This is a genomic window from Enterococcus sp. DIV0806c (assembly GCF_051710905.1).
In the GTDB taxonomy this organism is placed as follows: domain Bacteria; phylum Bacillota; class Bacilli; order Lactobacillales; family Enterococcaceae; genus Enterococcus_B; species Enterococcus_B mundtii.
Map to the genome: position 1 here is coordinate 754,095 of NZ_JBIOLO010000001.1, position 19,357 is coordinate 773,451.

The 19,357-nt window shown below is 39.0% G+C and carries 17 protein-coding genes; 15 read left to right on the forward strand and 2 right to left on the reverse strand.

From position 1 onward, the window contains the following. The first annotated feature begins 65 nt into the window (after positions 1 to 65). The 8 genes from IGK77_RS03525 (at position 66) to IGK77_RS03560 (ending at position 9,547) form a co-directional block, all read left to right on the forward strand. Positions 66 to 1,544 carry a helix-turn-helix domain-containing protein gene (locus IGK77_RS03525; RefSeq protein WP_074800685.1) on the forward strand — a complete coding sequence of 493 codons (1,479 nt, stop codon included), beginning with the start codon at positions 66 to 68 and terminating at the stop codon, positions 1,542 to 1,544. A 542-nt stretch (positions 1,545 to 2,086) separates the two neighbouring features. Beyond that, entirely contained in the window at positions 2,087 to 3,100 is a 1,014-nt protein-coding gene (locus IGK77_RS03530; RefSeq protein ID WP_438712972.1) for an NAD(P)H-dependent glycerol-3-phosphate dehydrogenase, read from the forward strand. A 30-nt stretch (positions 3,101 to 3,130) separates the two neighbouring features. After that, positions 3,131 to 4,012: a UTP--glucose-1-phosphate uridylyltransferase GalU gene (galU, locus tag IGK77_RS03535; RefSeq protein WP_074800691.1), complete on the forward strand. Its 882-nt coding sequence runs from the start codon at positions 3,131 to 3,133 to the stop codon at positions 4,010 to 4,012. A 63-nt stretch (positions 4,013 to 4,075) separates the two neighbouring features. Next, complete coding sequence (locus tag IGK77_RS03540; RefSeq protein WP_074800694.1) at positions 4,076 to 4,450, forward strand: hypothetical protein; 375 nt, start codon at positions 4,076 to 4,078, stop codon at positions 4,448 to 4,450. A 510-nt stretch (positions 4,451 to 4,960) separates the two neighbouring features. Next, positions 4,961 to 5,566 carry an SIS domain-containing protein gene (locus tag IGK77_RS03545; protein WP_074800697.1) on the forward strand — a complete coding sequence of 202 codons (606 nt, stop codon included), beginning with the start codon at positions 4,961 to 4,963 and terminating at the stop codon, positions 5,564 to 5,566. A gap of 522 nt (positions 5,567 to 6,088) precedes the next feature. After that, on the forward strand, positions 6,089 to 7,828 hold the full coding sequence (gene yfcC, locus IGK77_RS03550; protein ID WP_071866618.1) for a putative basic amino acid antiporter YfcC: 1,740 nt from the start codon (positions 6,089 to 6,091) through the stop codon (positions 7,826 to 7,828). A 213-nt stretch (positions 7,829 to 8,041) separates the two neighbouring features. Then, positions 8,042 to 9,235, forward strand: coding sequence for a beta-aspartyl-peptidase (iadA, locus tag IGK77_RS03555; RefSeq protein WP_074800699.1), 1,194 nt, complete (start codon positions 8,042 to 8,044; stop codon positions 9,233 to 9,235). Positions 9,236 to 9,325: 90 nt separating this feature from the next. Beyond that, positions 9,326 to 9,547: a CsbD family protein gene (locus tag IGK77_RS03560; RefSeq protein ID WP_065096154.1), complete on the forward strand. Its 222-nt coding sequence runs from the start codon at positions 9,326 to 9,328 to the stop codon at positions 9,545 to 9,547. Positions 9,548 to 9,608: 61 nt separating this feature from the next. Here the strand turns inward: IGK77_RS03560 and IGK77_RS03565 are convergent, their stop codons facing one another. Both IGK77_RS03565 and IGK77_RS03570 read right to left on the reverse strand, forming a co-directional pair. Further along, positions 9,609 to 10,274: an ABC transporter ATP-binding protein gene (locus tag IGK77_RS03565; RefSeq protein ID WP_074800701.1), complete on the reverse strand. Its 666-nt coding sequence runs from the start codon at positions 10,272 to 10,274 to the stop codon at positions 9,609 to 9,611. A gap of 12 nt (positions 10,275 to 10,286) precedes the next feature. Continuing rightward, positions 10,287 to 11,801 (reverse strand): ABC transporter permease, encoded by a 1,515-nt coding sequence (locus IGK77_RS03570; RefSeq protein ID WP_074800704.1) that lies wholly within the window; start codon positions 11,799 to 11,801, stop codon positions 10,287 to 10,289. A gap of 471 nt (positions 11,802 to 12,272) precedes the next feature. Here IGK77_RS03570 and IGK77_RS03575 point away from each other — a divergent pair, with 471 nt between their 5' ends. The 7 genes from IGK77_RS03575 to IGK77_RS03605 all read left to right on the forward strand — a co-directional run bounded on the left by IGK77_RS03575 (position 12,273) and on the right by IGK77_RS03605 (position 19,253). Beyond that, positions 12,273 to 13,952, forward strand: coding sequence for a ribonuclease J (locus IGK77_RS03575; protein WP_074800707.1), 1,680 nt, complete (start codon positions 12,273 to 12,275; stop codon positions 13,950 to 13,952). A gap of 112 nt (positions 13,953 to 14,064) precedes the next feature. Next, positions 14,065 to 14,415, forward strand: a complete 351-nt coding sequence (locus IGK77_RS03580; RefSeq protein WP_074800709.1) for a PTS sugar transporter subunit IIB — start codon at positions 14,065 to 14,067, stop codon at positions 14,413 to 14,415. Between the two features lie 435 nt (positions 14,416 to 14,850). Continuing rightward, complete coding sequence (locus IGK77_RS03585; RefSeq protein ID WP_071866613.1) at positions 14,851 to 15,531, forward strand: metal-dependent hydrolase; 681 nt, start codon at positions 14,851 to 14,853, stop codon at positions 15,529 to 15,531. 9 nt (positions 15,532 to 15,540) lie between these two features. Beyond that, entirely contained in the window at positions 15,541 to 16,872 is a 1,332-nt protein-coding gene (locus IGK77_RS03590; protein WP_071866612.1) for a DRTGG domain-containing protein, read from the forward strand. A gap of 15 nt (positions 16,873 to 16,887) precedes the next feature. After that, complete coding sequence (locus IGK77_RS03595; protein WP_074800712.1) at positions 16,888 to 17,838, forward strand: DHH family phosphoesterase; 951 nt, start codon at positions 16,888 to 16,890, stop codon at positions 17,836 to 17,838. 300 nt (positions 17,839 to 18,138) lie between these two features. Further along, entirely contained in the window at positions 18,139 to 18,471 is a 333-nt protein-coding gene (locus IGK77_RS03600; protein WP_034688843.1) for a zinc ribbon domain-containing protein YjdM, read from the forward strand. 77 nt (positions 18,472 to 18,548) lie between these two features. Then, a complete protein-coding gene (locus IGK77_RS03605) occupies positions 18,549 to 19,253 on the forward strand; it encodes a zinc metallopeptidase (RefSeq protein WP_074800715.1) in 705 nt (234 codons plus the stop codon). The last annotated feature ends 104 nt before the right edge of the window (positions 19,254 to 19,357 follow it).

The following is a 19,357-nucleotide window of genomic DNA, read 5'->3' on the forward strand; positions in this document are numbered from 1 at the left end:
TTACTTCAACTTGATTTTTTAATGATATTATCCATTTAATTTAACAGGTGGGTGGGGGAGTAATAGTGTTTAGAAAATATTTAGAGAAAGAAATTTTTCGAAAAGTAACTATTATTAATCTATTATGGGAAAAATCAAGTTTGACTTCGCTGGAGATGTCTCAACAATTGAATGTTTCTGTTTCAACGATAAAAGGAGACATAAAAGCAATCAATCTACAATTCGATGAGACTGATCCGTTGATTGAATCAAATCCAACAGGGTATTTGATCAGACATAAGTATAAAAGAAATAAACGAACGTATATGAAGAAAGTCTATCAATATTCACCATTTATCAAAGCGTGTATGTATTTCTTTAAAACCGATTTTTCGAATCCCCTAGGTTTTGCCAAGCAAGAATATATCTCTTCCTCCAAAGCATATCAACTAAAAAAAGAGGTGATGTCCTATGTCGCCTCTTATGGCATCGACCTCAATGATAAGAAGGTAGAAGATGAGTATCGCTTACGGTTTTTAATTGCACTTTTTCAAATGAAGAGCGGTATTCAAGTAGTTAAGGTGTCAAAAACAAGTCAGTACAAAATAAATCATTTGTTTCAACAAATCGAAAAAGAACAAAAATGTTTATTTTCAGATTTCTCAAAAGAATACGCACAGATTTTACTTCAACTGATGTTTGATCGAAAAATGAAGTTGAAAGACAATCTAGATATAAAAAAGTTAGAGATGTATAAATGCACACCTATTTATCATCAGATAGAAGATCGTCTTGTCGCCTTTTTGAAACAAATGTTTTTAAGCCCAGATGAACGAAACTTAAACTATTGTACGATCGTATTCAATTTTTTAAACCAAAATTTTTATGAAATAAATGCACATGAAAAGAATTATCAATGCTATATCGCTTTTACTAAAGAGTTCCCAGAGATCAAGTATGAGTATCTGATCGACAAGATGGAACGTAATATTCCTAACTTTTCTAATAATCAACGAACCATCGAAGTACTAACTTTGATGTTTTTGCGGAAATGTCATTTTAATTTTCAACAGCTGATTCCTGAAGAACATGTTGTGGAAGGGACAGATATGGCAGAGATTCCTCAAGCTTTCTTTGAGAAAATCAAGCAGATCTTTATGGACTGGAATGATTTTTCAGGATTGAACCTAGCATTTTCAGATGATCATTTTCGGTATTTAGCAACAAAAATTTATTTTTTGACTTATCGGAGTAAAAATGAAAAAAGAGTCTTTTTACTGACAGGTGTCTGTACGGACTTCTTATGGGCACAGGAAATGTTAGAACAAGAATTTGGAAACACCCTGGACATTCAACAATTCAATCCGGAAACCATTCCCAGCAACTATAATAAACGTGACGTGATTTTATATAATATCAGCCATGAGAAACTATCCCAAATTGATTGCTTCAAAATGAGGGTATCCTTTAATTTTGATTTTTGTGAATTGTTTAACATAAGGAAAGAATTATTTGGTTATGATATCGCTATGTATAAAAAAATCATCGAGAAAGAATTACGATAAATAGAAGAGATGGGCTGAGGCAGCTGATTTTTTAGAAAAATAAATAAAAAAACGAAAATCGCTTGTTGAACGACGATTTTCGTTTTTTTATTCTTGAGGATTTTGTTTATTCTTGAAACTTGCACTTACATTGGTGGAGTAACTGACCACATAAGATGCACCTCCTTTAGTTCGACTGTTGATAAATAGACTATATCATTGGAATAGACCAAAAAAACATCTTGTATGGTATTGCAACATTATAATTTCTATTTAAGTTAAATCAAGGAATAAATGGCTGAATTAAATGATTCTGGGACATTTGTCCTCTCGCACCCCCTAAAACTGAATAAACGGTGGGAACAAAAGTAACGACTTCGGAAACAAGACACTATTCAAAAAAAATTTGAAAACAATTTTGTTGGATAGCACCTTATTTCTCGCAGCTAAACACTTCTATCCCAAGCTCTTTTTAAACAAAAGCTAAAAAAATGAAAATAAGTCCTGTATTTTGTTAATGTATACTATAATAGAAATTAACTATGAATTTTGGAGGAATTTCCATGAAACAAAAAATTGCAGTATTAGGCCCTGGTTCTTGGGGAACTGCTTTAGCTCAAACCTTAGCAGAAAATGGACATGACGTCCGTATCTGGGGGAATGTTCCAGAACAAATCACAGAAATCAATACGTATCATACGAATAAACACTATTTACCTGAATTACATTTACCAGAATCGATCATCGGTTACACAGAATTGGCTGAAGCTGTCAAAGAGGTAGATGCAGTATTATTTGTCGTACCGACGAAAGCAATCCGTGCTGTAGCACAAGAATTGCTACAACATTTAACGACAAAACCAGTGATCATCCATGCCAGTAAAGGATTAGAGCAAGACACGCATAAACGGATATCAGAAGTGATTGCCGAAGAAATCCCAGAAGAAAAACGACAATCTATCGTTGTTTTATCAGGCCCTAGTCACGCAGAAGAAGTGGCGGTCCACGATATCACAACGATCACTGCTGCAAGTGTTGATCAAAAAGCAGCTACTTATGTGCAAGAATTATTTATGAATGATTATTTCCGAATCTATACAAATAATGATGTGATCGGTGTGGAAACAGGTGCAGCATTGAAGAATATCATTGCAATCGGTGCCGGCGCGATCCACGGTCTTGGTTTTGGTGACAATGCGAAAGCGGCGATCATGACAAGAGGATTAGCTGAAATCAGTCGTCTCGGTGTAGCGATGGGCGCGAAACCTTTGACCTTTATTGGATTGAGCGGTGTTGGTGATCTGATCGTCACTTGTACCAGTGTCCATTCACGAAATTGGCGCGCGGGGCATATGCTGGGTGAAGGACAAAAATTAGATCAAATCCTGGAAAATATGGGGATGATCGTGGAGGGTGTATCGACAACAAAAGCGGCGGTTGAGCTGGCTGAGCAACTAGGTGTAGAGATGCCCATCACTCAAACAATCTATCAGGTCCTTTATCAAGGGAAGGATATCAAACAAGCAGCAAAAGAAATCATGTTGCGTGATGGCAAGATGGAAAACGAATTTCAGTAAATCAACAGAATGGAGTATATAAATACGCATATGGAGAATAAAATCGTAAGAAAAGCAGTCATTCCTGCAGCAGGTCTAGGTACACGTTTTTTACCTGCTACAAAGGCAATGGCAAAAGAAATGTTGCCGATCGTTGATAAACCAACGATCCAATTTATCGTAGAGGAAGCTTTAGCTTCGGGGATCGAAGATATTTTGATCGTTACCGGAAAAGAAAAACGACCGATTGAAGACCATTTTGATTCGAATATCGAATTAGAATTGAATCTACAAGAAAAAAATAAAATCGACTTGCTAAAATTAGTCGAAGAAACAACGAATGTCAATCTCCACTTTATCCGTCAGTCCCATCCTTTAGGACTAGGTCATGCGGTATTACAAGCGAAAACTTTTGTTGGAGATGAACCATTCATCGTTATGCTTGGGGACGATTTGATGGAAGATGAGATTCCACTGACAAAACAATTGATCTTAGATTACGAGAAAACAAAAGGTTCGACTGTAGCAGTCATGAAAGTTCCTCATGAAGACACGTCAAAATATGGGATCATCGATCCAGAAACAAAAGAATCTGAAGGCTTGTATGAAGTGAAACGATTCGTCGAAAAACCAACACCTGAAGAAGCTCCGAGTGATTTAGCGATTATTGGACGCTACTTATTGACACCAGAAATTTTTGAATTATTAGAAACACAAAAACCTGGAGCTGGAAATGAGGTTCAATTGACGGATGCCATTGATGAATTAAATAAAAAGCAACCCGTATATGCGAGAGAATTCAAAGGCTCTAGATATGATGTCGGTGATAAATTTGGTTATCTAAAAACAAGTATCGAATACGGTTTAGGTCATCCTGAAATCAGCGAGCAACTGAAACAATACCTCATTGATCTAAGTCATTCTCTGGACTAAAAACTTAACAATTAGAGAAATAAAATCTTGAGAAAAGAATAGTAAATGAGGTGTATTGCTTACATGGGGATTCTAATCAACATTGCACAAACGTTTCTTGATGGATTGAAATGGTTGATGGAGGGAAATAATTGGCTGTTTTTACTGCCAGTATTATTTATTAGTTTGTTTACGATGTTTTATATGGTCAGAATAAAAGAAACCTTTTTGATTTTTATTTGGTACTTAGCAACAGTGGCGATCGGTAGTTTGATCATCGTTCTTTTGTGGGGAGATCAACAGGCATTTCTTTTTGCGGCAGCTTTTCTTTTGCTGTACCTTTTTGCCTATATCCCGTATCTACTCAAAAAATTTCATGTCGTCAAAAAAGGCAAACATGCGGCTTCTCCGAACCGCTCAAAGGCTGTCTCAGAAAGACGGACAAGATCTGACCGCTGATATTTTGATACTTGCACTTGTTTCGCACTTTCCTTACAATAGATGCAGATAGAAATAACTAAAAAAAAAGGCTCCTTGATAGTTAGCGGCAACTAACTATCAAGGAATGACCAGTCACACGTATACACCCTGACCGATCATTTTGCCATAGTCGATGCAGCGCACCGACCGCATTTATTGTACCTGATTTAAGGAAGATTTTCTACCTTATGAATAGAAAAAGCGGAGGAAGCAAGGCGATTTATTTACTATGTCAAAAAAGATGTATATTCAAGCAAGCAGTTTGTTTAATCCGTTTGAAAGACTTGCTTTTAGCGATACATCGTTCCTATCTTTTACACTGAAGCCGAAGAACATCAAGATGCTGCTACATCAGATCTTTCGCTGGAGTGTAATGAATAAGTGGTTAAGGTAAAGATGAGACTGAGCAATTGCTTCGTCTCATCTTTTTGTATTTTTCTTTTTGATAGTTGTCTCTATTCTGAAATAGCAGAAGAAGAGGAGAAAAGAATGAGCTTACCCTATTTTGATTATTATCAACAACTTGAACGAAAATTAAGGATCGAGGAACCCTTGATGGAACAAGCGGGACGTTGGATCGCTACACAGATTCATCGAGGAGGATGCTTACATATTTTTGCTAGCCGTACCTTGCAAGGTATTGCCTATGAATTTTGGCAACAATCTCCAAAAATCTTGCCAACTCAGTTGATTGAACACCCTGCAGCGGGAATTTATGAGTCACTGGAAGGAACGGGTCAAGCAATCATTGAACAAATCAATGCGCAACCCGAGGATATTTTTCTTCTCTTATCAAATGAAGGGAGAAATCCTGCAATCATTGAACTGGCGGAATGGGTCAAAGAACAAGGTCACCTATTGATCGTGATCACAGGATTTGATTTATCCCGAAGTATCAAATCAAGACATAGTAGTGGTTTGCGCTTATATGAATATGCAGATCTAGTATTAGATAACTATGCAACGATAGACGATGCCGTCCTTACGGTTCCTAAGTTTGAGCCAGCTATATGTGGCACAGCTTCGTTAGCCACCTTAATTTTATTACAGCAAATCGTTTATTTTTCAGTTTATTATTTGTTGGAGAATGACTAAAGAGAGAAGGATAAGAGCCCGAAAAAGAGACAAGAAAGAATCGTGATGATTCTTTCTTGTCTCTTTATACACGTTGATGAAAGAGTCTTCCCCAAAACTCTTTACACTCCAATTATAGTACATTTGTTATGAATATTGCAATGAAGATACCTAATGAAAATAAAAAGAGAGTAAGAGAGAGGCAGAAATTCAATTAAAAACATCGGTTCAAATAGGAAAGGAGTACGGATGGAAATGTATAAATATTTGTTAATCTCTTAAAAAATCTTTGTTTATACGTAAATAGAAATGAAAATAAATGATCGGAAATAGCTACATTGTAAAAATAAAAAAAGAATTTTAATCCATTTTTATAGGTGCTATGGCTTTAAGAACAGCTTTTTTATTAAAATGTGTCTTGAAGATAACTAAAATCAATAGATTTTTTTAATTGTTTATTCATGTGGTATAGAACATTTTACTGTATAATCTATTTGCTTATTCATTATTGACAAAAACGTAGCAAGAAAGGAAGAACGAGTTTTGAAGAGAAAAAATTCTTCAGTAAAGAAAAAACGAGACTTTACCAAAATGACGACCCCGCATACGTATGTCATTATTTTTGGTGTAGTTGTACTTGCCTGGTTATTAACATTTATCGTACCAGCGGGGAGATTCAGTACGCAAGATATAGAATACAAAGATGCAAATGGAGAAACTAGTACCAGAACAGTATTACGCCAAGATTCGTTTCGTTATGCTTATGAATTAGATAAGTCTTTTGTATTTGATCAACTGGAAGAATTACAAAATGATCCAAAGGAAAGAGAAAAGCTAGCTGTTCCTGAAGAAGGATTAGAAGAAGTCTTGGCAGCTGGTGAAAAAAACTTGACCCAAGAGAAACTAGATGAAATCTCACTGACAGATGATGTTTTATACGATGAATATGGTGAAGACATCTATGATACCTCAAAGAAATTGCATAAAACAGCAAAACTATGGGGAACCGATGATTTCGGTGGGTTTGGCTTTTTGAACTTTGTTTTTGAAGGTCTAGTATCAGGCGATAAATATGGTTCAGCAGTCGGGATTGCTGCACTTATTTTAGTCGTGGGTGGGGCATTTGGGATCATCATGCGAACAGGTGCCATTGATGCAGGTATTTATGCTTTTATCAATAAGACACGTGGCCTAGAACGTTTAGCTTTACCGCTCTTATTCTTTGCTTTTTCATTTGGAGGCGCAACGTTCGGTATGGCTGAAGAAGTCATTCCATTCTCAATGGTCATGGTACCTTTTGTGATTGCCTTAGGCTATGATTCGATCGTCGCCGTTACAGTCACCTATGTGGCGTCACAAGTCGGGAATGCCACGTCATGGATGAGTCCGTTCAGTGTCGCCGTTGCTCAAGGGATCGCAGGTATTCCAGTCTTATCAGGCGCCACCTTCCGATTGATCATGTGGGTCGTCGTGACTGCGTTATCGGCTGGTTACTTAATGATCTATGGAGAAAAAGTTCGGAAGAATCCGGAAAGTTCATTAACGTATAAATCTGACGAATACTTCCGTAACCATTTGAAGAAAACATCCGATGAACAAAAACCATTTACATTAGGCCATAAATTGATTTTAGCGGAAATGTTGATCGTTTTAGTTTGGATCGTTTGGGGAGTTACTCAAAAAGGCTATTATATCCCAGAAATCGCCTCTCAATTTTTTGTAATGGGACTAGTCGCAGGGATCATTGCTGTTTTATTCAAATTAGACGGTATGACGGTCAATGATATTGCCTCTTCTTTCCAATCTGGGGCAGCAGATCTAGCTGGAACAGCAATCGTTGTTGGGATGGCAAAAGGAATCTTGCTTGTATTAGGTGGATCAGATGCTTCTGTACCTTCTGCGCTTAATACAATTTTGCATGGTATAGGAACAGCGCTGACTGGTGTACCGGCAGTTATTGGTGCATGGGCGATGTATGTGTTCCAAAGTTTGTTCAATCTAGTCGTCACTTCAAATTCTGGACAAGCGGCATTGACGATGCCAATCATGGCACCGTTAGCTGATTTAGTTGGTGTCTCTCGTCAAGTTGCCGTATTGGCTTATCAATTAGGTTCAGGATTCATGGATGCGTTCACGCCAGTTTCTGCTAGCTTGATCGGCGTCTTAGGTGTGGCACGGATCGAATGGGCAAAATGGGCACGATTCCAAATCAAAATGCAAGGATTCTTCTTTGTTTTAGGAACAATCTTCATTATGATTGCGATCGCGATCGGCCTTCAATAAAACAAATAAGAACTGATTGATAGCAATCAAAGAAACGGTGCTACCCATATGTAACGCTGAGATAATAAGCGAGAAAATCCGAAAGTATCTTCATATTTTGGGACTTTCTCGCTTATTTCTAAAAGAGCGACGTAGGATCGCTAGATTGCTTTTCAAACAACCCTTTGTGTGTATGAAAAGATACAGACTATTTTATAAAGAGGAGGATCACGGATGAAACTCATTCGACAAATCGATGTCTATGCACCAGAATATCTTGGTAAGAAGGATGTATTAGTGGCAGGAAATAAAATCATTGCCTTGGAAGATCAACTATCTGGCGGTTACGAAGAATTGATCGTGGAAGAAATTTCAGGAGAAGGAAAACTCTTGACCCCAGGTTTTATTGATGCCCATTTCCATATTTTAGGTGGCGGCGGCGAAGGCGGCTATCATAATCGCACACCAGAAGTCACACTTAGTCAACTAACGACAGCAGGAGTGACAACAGTCGTAGGTTGTATCGGGACAGATGGCGAAGGTCGAGATATGACTGCTTTGATCAGTAAAGCAAGAGGGCTAGAGGCAGAAGGATTGACTACGTATGTTTATGTTGGTTCTTATCGGTTGCCGGTCAAAACGGTGACTGATTCATTGATCAAAGATTTTCTTACTATTGATAAGATCATTGGGATCGGAGAAATCGCTGTCTCTGATCATCGCTCTTCTCAACCAACATTCGACGAGTTTGCTCGGGCAGTGGCGGATGCTCGTGTTGGGGGCATGTTATCAGGTAAAGCAGGAATAATGAATGTCCATTTAGGTGGCGGAAGTCGAAAATTGGAATTATTGAATCGTGTGGTTGAAGAAACAGAAATCCCTATTACTCAGTTTTATCCGACGCATGCGAATCGGACAACTGAATTATTAGCTGCATGTATCGAATTTGCAAAAAAAGGTGGAACGATCGATTTCACTGCAAGTGAAGATCCTGATTTTTGGGAAAAGACCGATGGTGAAGTTCGTTTCAGTAAAGCATTGAAGCAGTTATTGGAAGCACAAGTCTCTCTTGATAACTTCACCTTGACCTCCGATGGACAAGGTAGTCTCCCATATTTTGACCAAGAGAACCATTTTATCGGTATGGGCGTCGGTAGTGCGAAATCCTTACTGGTTGGCATCAAAGAAGCCGTTCAAAAAGAAGACATCCCCTTAGAGATTGCCTTACGAGCTGTGACGTCCAATCCTGCAAGAGTCCTGAAACTGGACCAAAAGGGAAGAATCGCTGTCGGGAAAGATGCGGATCTTTGTTTACTTGATAAAGAAACCTTAGAAATTGATACGGTGATTGCTAATGGAACGATCATGGTCCAAGAAAAACAAGTGAAAGTTTGGGGAACATTTGAGCAAATGATTGCAACGAGCTGAATGTTAGGATAAGCATACTGTTTGTTTGTTTTTATAATTGGTGTTACTCTAAAAGTGGTTAGAAAGACAAATTTTAGAGGAGGAAATATTATGGCAGATTTAGAAGGACGCTCTAAAGATTTGAAAGACAAAGTTGCAGGTGAAGGCAAGGAAGCCTATGGAAAAGCAACAGGTGATAAAAGTAAAGAAACAAAAGGTAAAGCCCAATCTGCAGGTGCGGATATCAAGAGTAAAGCTCGTAATATCGGCGATGAAATCAAAGAAGGCTTTGAAGATGTAAAAGAAAAATTTTCAAAAAAAGACCATAAATAGTCTACTTGTAAATTCTAAAAAAAAAGCGTCCTACCAATAAGGTGGACGCTTTTTTTAGCGGTTATCCAATGTCAATGGACGCGAATGTTTTGTTTTTTAATTCAAAAACTTCATCACATTTTTTAGCCACTTCTAGTTCGTGTGTCACAATGATGATACAGCGATCTTGCTTATGGGCGATTTCTTGGAAGAGTTGAACGATTTCTTGTGAAGTCGTTTCATCGAGGTTTCCTGTTGGTTCATCCGCGATGATCAACTGATGTTCGCAACAAATCGCTCGGACGATCGCTACGCGTTGTTGTTGTCCCCCAGATAATTTAGTGACTTGTTGTTTTGCAAGAGTTTCATTTATCCCAACGCGTGCCAAGCGATCAAGTGCTACTTGGCGATAATTTTTTTGAGGAGTATTTGAAATTTCCATGGCGGTAATGACGTTATCAAGAGCGGAAAGGTAAGGCAATAAGTTGTACGCTTGAAAAATAATGGATACATCATTTTTACGATAATTTCGTAGTCCTATTTTAGCTAAAGCGCGCTCTTCATAATACACAGTCCCTTCTTTTGGTGTATCGAGTCCTGAGATCAACGAAAGGAAGGTTGTTTTTCCTGAACCACTTGCCCCTAATATGGCGTACATTTTCCCTTTTTCAAAGGATAAATTCACGTTTTTATAAAGTGCTTCTGTTGGATTCTGATACCAGAAGCCCAAGTTTTCTGTACGTAACATCCAATTCCTCCTTTAGTTTAATAAAATTTTTCGTGGATTTAATCGTAGTATGCCAATGGAGGCTAGAAAAACGGAGAGTAAGCTGATCCCGAATGCAACCGCTGCTAGAAGGCCGAGTTGAGCTGGTTGAACGGTGATTTCAAGGTCGCTTACTTGTTCCGAAACGGTAAATGGATTACTAGTTCCACCGGGTTGTCCGCCAGGTCCACGATTGCCACCACCAGGCATCTGCTCTCCTTGTTGCTCGGCAGGTGAGTCGGTTGACGTTTCAGTTTGTTGATCAAGCAACTGTTGACCGACAGCATTTGCAACGACATTTCCACTGAATGAAGCCACACCTAACGCGACGATCATACATATGGCCACTTCTGTAAACAATTGAAGGACGATTTTGCTTCTGGATTCGCCTAATGAAAGCAATACGCCTAATTCATGGCGGCGTTCCCGGATCGTGATCATGATGATCAAAGTTAAAATAATGATTCCAGCCACCGCAACGAGTAAAACGACATTTTGTGAAAAACTGGCCACGTTGTTAAGTGGTTCAAGCATTGCTTGGAACATCGTATCGTTTGATTGAAGACTGAACGTTGATGTATCGATCAGGTTTTCTGCTTTAGTGATAAAATCTGCCATTTTATTGGGATCGGTCAGCGTATAAACCGCAGAGTCGATTGTGTCATCTTCTGAAGAACCATTCAATGTATTAGCAAACGTATAATAAGTATACAAAGTGTTCGCTGGATTCATGAAATTGAAATTCATTCCCATGCTACTACTTGTTTCACTCGACTCATAGATTCCTTTAATCGTCATTTCATAAGTTGTTTCTTCATCTTCAGTGCTAGTAATAACGAAAGTATCCCCTACGGATAAGTCATTTGCGCTAGCTAAAGTAGAGTCGATCACGACATTGTTCGTATCTTTGTCGCTATCAGTGATTCCTTCTCCTTCGATGATTTTTGCTGTGCCATCCGTAAAGCTACTGGTTTGGGCTGTATCGGATACCCCGCTGATTTGAAAGTCTGCTTGGATCATTTGCGGTTTGCCACCCCCCATAGCTCCACCCATGTTTTCACCGTTTGGTGCAGCATCAGTCGTAGTATCAGTTTCAGTTTCTTCTGATGTTTCTGAGGTATCAGAGCTTGAAATGGCAGTGATACCGCTATTGGCTAAAGCTGATGCAGAGCTTTCGAAGGAAAAACTTGCTACATTATCTAGTGCTGCAATCTTTTCTGCATCGCTGACTGAAACAGGTGTGAGGGAGAAACTTCCAGGATCTGGTCGCCCACCGGATTCAGTATCAGTTGCCTCCGTTTGTTTTTGAAAAGCCGCTTCACGATTCGCACTTAAAGTGACGGTCGCGCCGACATCTTTTTGAGCTTGCTCTGCGGCTTGTTGAGCCGCACTACGTATGGTTAGTCCAGCAAGAACGAAGACAAGGATTGCTGTAAAAACTGCTAATAATAGTAAAGAACGCCCCCATTTTACTTTTGTACTTTTTAATGCTCGTTTGAAAAAATTCATTGGTTCGATCTCCTTTCGAAATGAGTACAAAAAATAGAATAAAGGGAGTAGCTTAAGCCTACCTTAAAAAGAGACCACGACCAGAGAGAGTTGAAGCCTAAAAACAAGTCAAATGGAGCAGGAAATGAAAAACATTCTATAGTTATTGAGTAATTTATGGTAAAATAGACGAAGTATCTTCTAAAATGAAAGAAGAAAAAATGGTCTGGGAAAAACATGGAGACAGAAACAATCGTACATGCTAGCGATTTGTTTGATTTGTTGTATAATGATGTGGAGCAGTTGATCGAGCAACTGAAGCAATCCCGATTTTTTTGTGTCAAAAAAAGATCCTAAACGCCTGTAAAATTAAGATGGATTTTAGTACTTATTGAAATCATCCGAAAACCAGGCACTCAGAAAATGGATCGTTTAAATAAAATAGAGAATCGACATCGTTAAATGAAGATGTCATAAGAAGAGGTGAAATTTGTGAGTACCATTAAGATTATCCCTTTAGGCGGTGTACGCGAAAACGGAAAAAATTTGTACATTGCAGAAGTAGGGGAAGCTATTTTTATTTTAGACTGTGGTCTGAAGTATCCTGAAAACGAATTATTAGGGATTGACGTTGTGATTCCTGATTTTACGTATTTAGAAGATAATGTCGATCGTGTAGCAGGTGTCTTTCTGACACATGGTCACGCAGATGCGATTGGGGCGTTGCCTTATTTATTGTCAAAGATTTCTGTACCTGTGTTCGGAACAGAGTTGACGATCGAATTGGCAAAATTGAATGTCAATCGCAATGATGCTGCAAAAGGATTCAAGGATTTTCATGTAGTAGATGAGCATACAGAGATCGATTTCGGTGAAACGATCGTTAGCTTCTTCCGCACTACCCATACGATCCCAGATTCAGTTGGGATCAATTTAAAAACCCAAGAAGGAAATATCGTTTATACGGGTGATTTCAAATTTGACCAAATGGCGATCCCAATGTACCAAACGGATTACGCTCGTTTAGCAGAGATTGGGAAAGAAGGCGTGTTAGCTTTACTGAGTGAGTCAGCAAATGCAGAAAACGCGACCCCTGTTGCTTCTGAGTTCCAAATCGCTGATGAAGTATTTGATACCATCAAATATTGGGAAGGACGGATCATCGTTGCTTGTGTTGCAAGTAATCTTCAACGTGTCCAACAAATCTTAGACGCCGCTGCCAAAGCAGGACGTAAGGTCGTGTTGACTGGTCAAGACTTTGAACGGATCATCCGAACAGCTATGCGCTTAGAAAAACTTCAATTACCAAGTGAGGACCTATTGGTCACATTAAAAGATATGAAAAACTATGAGCCTGAAGAACTGATTATTTTAGAAACAGGCCGTATGGGTGAACCAATCAAGTCTTTACAAAAAATGGCGAATGGTGCGCACCGTCATATCAAGATCAAAGAAGGCGATCTTGTTTATATCACAACGACACCAAGTATTGCGATGGAAACGATGGTTGCTAAGACAGAAGATATCATTTACCGAGCAGGTGGAATAGTCAAACAAATCTCTGACAACCTGCGGGTTTCCGGTCATGCAAATCCTAATGACTTACAATTGATGTTGAATTTCATGAAACCTAAATATTTCATCCCAGTTCAAGGAGAATATCGTGAATTAGCTGCCCACGCAGACTTAGCCCATGCAGTTGGTATCCCCTACAAAAATATCTATATCACAGGACGTGGGGATGTTTTAGAATATAAAAACAAGCGGATGAGTGTGGCAGGTACGATAAGTGCTGAAAATGTCATGATCGACGGACTAGGTGTTGGCGATATTGGAAATATCGTCTTACGCGATCGTAAAATCTTATCTGAAGACGGTATTTTTGTTGCAGTAGTGACAATTAGTCGTCGCGAAAAGAAAATTGTCTCAAAACCGCAAATCACTTCACGAGGATTTGTTTATGTCAAAGCAAGTCGTGATTTGATCAATGAAAGTAGCAACATGATCGAAACCATTGTAGGCAAACATTTAGAAAGCGATGATTTCGAGTGGAGCAAGCTGAAACAAGAAATACGTGATCAATTAGGTCGCTATTTGTTTGAACAAACCAAACGCCGCCCAGTGATTTTACCAGTCATCATGGAAGCGACACAACGTCGCGGCAAAAGATAAAAAATGAAAAGCTGTATCAAAAGATGTTCAGATAATGAATATGTTTGGTATAGCTTTTATTTTATAGGAGTGAGAGCATTGGATATATTATAGAAAGGTGGAAGTGTCTGTAATGGAAAAGAAATTTGTTTTGGAAAATAATCAAATGAAAGAGAAACAGATCATCGTTTTTGGCGTAACTTCAATGAGTACAGATAGTACCCTTTATACCAATTTGTTAGTAACAAAGATGAACAACTTCGCAAAAAAACAACATTTACTTGTGCATGTTGACATGCATAGCATTTCTAAGTTGGATCAGTATGCAAAGGCTGCCGATGTTATTCTATTATCTCCAGAGCTGTCTTCTATGAGAGAAACTATCATAAAAGAGTATCCTACAAAGGTTATTGAAGTGATAGACATGAAAGATTATGGTCTGCTAAATGCTGAGAATATCTTAAAAAAATTTCTCCATCACTAAACTGGAAAAGAAGAAATTTTCAAAATAGTTAGCAAACTTCGTTTTTTTTATTTTTTATCACTCCTCTATCTAAAAAAGTGTTGTGGATTTGTTCAATCTTATAAGCCGTATAAGGCATTTCAACTTAAATAAAAATACCAATAGTAGAAACTAGAGCCTTAATTTCTACTATTGGTATTTTTTATTTTGAGCATCATTACGGATTCGTAGTCATTCTGGTTTTATTCACAGTGATCAAACAATAAACAGAAACTGTCAATCATAGACGAAACATTCTTTTATCTGGGTATTCAGTCGTAAGTACACGCTCACTTGATACTTGGTACAACCTGTATTATCTGTTACAATTGAATAGGATATACTGTACTACTAATTGTGTGAATGATCGAAATGAAAACGAAAGAGTCAGTGACCAAAATGTTGAGGAGTGAGAAGATGAAGATTACTTATCATGGACATTCTTGTATTTCTCTGGAAATGAAAAATGGCCAACAAGTGCTGATAGATCCATTTATTACTGGGAATCCTATGACTGATTTAAAAGTGGATGAAGTCCAGACGGACTGGATATTGATCACCCATGGACATGCTGATCATATTGGAGACATGTTGCCGATTGCGAAGAACAATAAGGCGACCATCATCAGTATTGTCGAAATCGCAGATTATGCACAACAGCAAGGAGCGAACTCTTTTGGGATGAATATCGGTGGCAAAAGGGAGTTTCCTTTTGGCACAGTCAAATTTGTCCATGCACAGCATAGTTCAAGTATTGAAATCGATGGTGTTTCGCGTTATATGGGAGAGCCTAGTGGTATTCTGATCCAAGCAGACGGGAAGACGATTTATCATGCGGGTGATACTGCAGATTTTAGCGATTTAGCGCTCTTAGGTGAACAGTTTATGATCGATGTAGCCTTTTTACCGATTGGCGACAATTATACAATGGGGCCTGAGGATGCGGCTCGTGCGGCAAAGCGAATCAAAGCGAAGAAAGTCGTGCCGATCCATTACAATACCTTTCCTGTCATTGAACAAGATCCGCAAGTATTCATCGATTTATTAGCAGATACCGAAGGAAAAATAATGAGCGTTTCGGAAACGCTGGAAGTGTAGGGGAAAGAGATGGCGACAAAACATGATTTGATTTTAGAATATATCGAAAGCCTACCAGTGGGGAATCGAATATCTGTCCGTAGTATTGCCAAAGAATTGAATGTCAGTGAAGGAACGGCCTATCGAGCAATTAAAGACGCTGAAAATGTAGGATTAGTGTCAACGATCCAACGAGTAGGAACGATTCGGATCGAACGTAAGTTGAAGAAAAATATCGAACGATTGACATTTGGCGAAGTCGTGCGGATCATTGAAGGCGATGTTTTAGGCGGAGCAGTCGGTCTAGATAAAGTCTTGAATAAATTTGTCATAGGTGCGATGACCGAACACGCAATGGAACGCTATATCACTCCAGGTTCATTGATGATCGTTGGTAACCGTACAGAAGTGCAAAAATTAGCACTTGAGGATGGCGCAGCAGTGTTGATCACGGGTGGTTTTGATACGACGCCTGAGATTGCCAAATTAGCGGATGAATTAGCTATGCCGATTTTACGTACGACCTATGATACCTTTACCGTAGCGACGATGATCAACCGAGCGCTTAGTGACCAACTGATCAAAAAAGATATCATGCTCGTCGGTGATATTTATTTGACTGCCCAGAAAACACATTATTTGTTACAGTCGGATACGGTGGCTGATTATCAACGGATTTCAGAAGAAACCCAACATTCTCGTTTCCCAGTGGTGAATCATCACATGCGTTTGATGGGGATCATTACGGCAAAAGATGTCGTAGGTAAAGCACCGACACAAGTCATTGATCGGGTCATGACCAAAGATCCCATCAGTGTCAAGAAAACGATGAGCGTCGCTTCTGTCGGACATCAAATGATTTGGGATGGTTTAGAAGTCATGCCAGTCGTTTCCGATGATTTGACGTTAGAAGGATTGATCACACGGCAAGATGTCATGAAGGCGATGCAATTGGTGCAACGTCAACCGCAAATCGCTGATACGATTTCTGATCAGATTTCAGGGGCGATCCAAACGATCGATACAGATCGTGAAGGCAATCGATTGACGACGCCTAAGTTCAAATTTGAGGTTTCGCCACAAATGGTAACAGGTGTTGGAACGATTTCTTTTGGGGTGTTAAGTGAAATCATTTCAGATGTTGCTCAAAAAACAATGATCATGAATCAACGCAGGAATATCTTGTTGGAGCAAATGAATCTACATTACCTTCGTCTGATCCAGATCGAAAGTGAGTTAGACATTCGTCCAAGAGTTTTAGAAATCGGTAGAAGATCCGCTAAACTTGATGTAGAAGTATTTATAGAAAACACGATCGTGGCTAAAGCCATTGTCGTCTGCCAAGTGATGGAACGTTCGTAGAGAGTAGGAAAGAAAATGACCATACAAGAACAGATTTTGAATGAAATCAAAAAATATCAAAAAATCGTGATCCACCGACATCAAAGACCTGATCCAGATGCTTTAGGTTCACAAGTGGGATTAGCCGAGTTATTACGTAATAGTTTTCCAGAAAAAGAAATTCGTCAAGTTGGAAAAGACGTTGAGGGCTTACGTTATTTAACAGAAATGCAAGAAATCGACGATGCCTTTTATCAAGGGGCATTAGTCATCGTGACAGACACAGCGAATGCGCCACGTATTGATGATAAGCGCTATTCCTTAGGGGATCAAGTGATCAAAATCGATCATCATCCGAATGATGAACCATATGGTGATTTACTTTGGGTAGATACGAAAGCTAGCAGCTGTAGTGAAATGATCGCTGAGTTTGCTTTGCTGTTCCCTGATGAGCTGAAAATGAACAGCGACTCTGCTCGTTTATTGTATGCAGGAATCGTTGGTGATACTGGAAGGTTCTTATATCCTTCAACAACAGGACGCACGTTAGAACTAGCAGCAGAGTTAAGAAAGTATTCTTTCGACGCAAGCAAATTGAATCGTGAAATCGAACAAATCACCATGAAAGTAGCGAAACTATCCGGTTGTGTCTATCAAACGATCGAAGTTGACGAAAAAGGTGCCGGAAAAGTAATTTTGTCACAAGAATTGTTAGGCAAGTATGGCATCGTTGATTCAGAGACAGCAGCTGTCGTCTCTTTACCAGGTGTCATTGACGAAGTGTTAGCTTGGGCGATTTTTGTCGAGCAACCAGAGGGCTATTATCGTGTACGTTTACGTTCAAAAGGACCAGTCATCAACGAGATCGCCAAACGACATCATGGTGGCGGCCATCCTTTGGCAAGTGGCGCAAATGCAAAAGACCTGCAAGAAGTGACAGAGATCTACAAAGAAATACAAGAAGCTTGCACCAATTATACACGTTAAAAGTGTACTCCAAGTAGTCAATCGAGAATTTTATGCAAACGTAACTTTCTCTTTTATCTATTCCCTTTGCACGAATAAATGGTCTAAGCAGAAGTGACCTCTTCGGAGATCAGGTTACTTCTGCCTTAACCTTTTACTCATCGAAGTTGCTTGTCTTTTTTATCAGGGATATGTGCAATCAAGGTCAGTGAGATTGAATCAGCGTAGGTAGTCTAGGAACTCTGATAATAAGTTGCTCTTTTCAAACTGTTATTTTTCCGTTATAATATTGCTCAATAACGAACAAAAAGGAGAAACAACATGACAGTACCAAATTGCCCAGTATGTGGTTCAGAATATGCTTATGAAGATCGGGGATTATTGATTTGTCCTGAATGTGGAAACGAATGGACACCATCAGAAGAAACAGAAGCAGAAGGCCTAGTAGTACTTGATGCAAACGGCAATCGTTTAACAGATGGCGACAGTGTGACCGTTATCAAGGACTTAAAAGTAAAAGGAGCTTCCTCACCTATCAAACAAGGAACAAAGGTGAAGAATATCCGTTTAGTTGAAGGAGACCACAATATCGATTGTAAAATCGAAGGGTTTGGTCCGATGAAGCTGAAATCAGAATTTGTCAAAAAAAATTAAAATATTCAATCTCTTTTCACAATTATTCTACTCGAACAATGGTAAAATAAAAGCAATGAGGAAAGGGTGAAACGATTATGTATGGATATGGTTTTTATGGCTTAGATCCAACGTTTCTTTTAGTTATTGCTGGATTAGCTATTTCCGGAATCGCTTCTGCTTACGTCAATAGTACTTTTCGTAAATACGACAAAATCAGAAGCAAAAATAATGTGACTGGTACACAAGCCGCCCAGTTCATTTTACAAAGTCAGAAAATCAATAACGTTGGCGTCCAACAAATCGCCGGTGATTTGACGGACAATTATAATTCAGGGAACAAGATGTTGAGTTTATCGCAAGCTACAGCACAATCTACCTCAGTCGCTGCAATTGGGGTAGCTGCCCATGAATGCGGACACGCAGTGCAAGATGCTGTTGGTTATGCGCCGTTGAAAATCAGAGCTTCATTAGTGCCTGTCGCAAATTTTGGCTCGATGATTTCGTTTCCGTTGATCATGGTAGGTGTATTATTTAGTTGGAATACGACGTTGATCAATATTGGTATCTTCGCTTTTTCATTGGCACTATTGTTTCAACTTGTTACGCTACCAGTAGAATTCAATGCGTCAAGACGAGCAATCCAAATTTTAAGTGAAGGTGGCTTACTGACAGAAGAAGAGGTGCCAATGGCGAAACATGTGCTATTTGCGGCGGCTTTGACCTATGTTGCTGCAGCGCTATCTACTTTCTTACAATTACTACGTTTGATTTTGCTCTTTGGCGGCAACCGTCGAGACTAGAACAAACCAATAGAAGTGAGGGACAGTCGATTGGACTGATCCACTCACTTTTTATTTTGGAAAAATTAGTATTAATTTAAAAGTTCAGACGGAGACACGCTTGC

Bases quoted from the DNA above. Each gene is read 5' to 3' on its own strand.
- IGK77_RS03595 (WP_074800712.1), top strand. From the start codon at position 16,888: ATGACCATACAAGAACAGATTTTGAATGAAATCAAAAAATATCAAAAA.
- IGK77_RS03540 (WP_074800694.1), top strand. From the start codon at position 4,076: ATGGGGATTCTAATCAACATTGCACAAACGTTTCTTGATGGATTGAAA.
- IGK77_RS03530 (WP_438712972.1), top strand. From the start codon at position 2,087: ATGAAACAAAAAATTGCAGTATTAGGCCCTGGTTCTTGGGGAACTGCT.
- IGK77_RS03545 (WP_074800697.1), top strand. From the start codon at position 4,961: ATGAGCTTACCCTATTTTGATTATTATCAACAACTTGAACGAAAATTA.
- IGK77_RS03590 (WP_071866612.1), top strand. From the start codon at position 15,541: ATGGCGACAAAACATGATTTGATTTTAGAATATATCGAAAGCCTACCA.
- iadA (WP_074800699.1), top strand. From the start codon at position 8,042: ATGAAACTCATTCGACAAATCGATGTCTATGCACCAGAATATCTTGGT.
- IGK77_RS03585 (WP_071866613.1), top strand. From the start codon at position 14,851: ATGAAGATTACTTATCATGGACATTCTTGTATTTCTCTGGAAATGAAA.
- IGK77_RS03600 (WP_034688843.1), top strand. From the start codon at position 18,139: ATGACAGTACCAAATTGCCCAGTATGTGGTTCAGAATATGCTTATGAA.
- IGK77_RS03605 (WP_074800715.1), top strand. From the start codon at position 18,549: ATGTATGGATATGGTTTTTATGGCTTAGATCCAACGTTTCTTTTAGTT.
- IGK77_RS03565 (WP_074800701.1), bottom strand. From the start codon at position 10,274: ATGTTACGTACAGAAAACTTGGGCTTCTGGTATCAGAATCCAACAGAA.
- IGK77_RS03560 (WP_065096154.1), top strand. From the start codon at position 9,326: ATGGCAGATTTAGAAGGACGCTCTAAAGATTTGAAAGACAAAGTTGCA.
- galU (WP_074800691.1), top strand. From the start codon at position 3,131: ATGGAGAATAAAATCGTAAGAAAAGCAGTCATTCCTGCAGCAGGTCTA.
- IGK77_RS03580 (WP_074800709.1), top strand. From the start codon at position 14,065: ATGGAAAAGAAATTTGTTTTGGAAAATAATCAAATGAAAGAGAAACAG.
- IGK77_RS03570 (WP_074800704.1), bottom strand. From the start codon at position 11,801: ATGAATTTTTTCAAACGAGCATTAAAAAGTACAAAAGTAAAATGGGGG.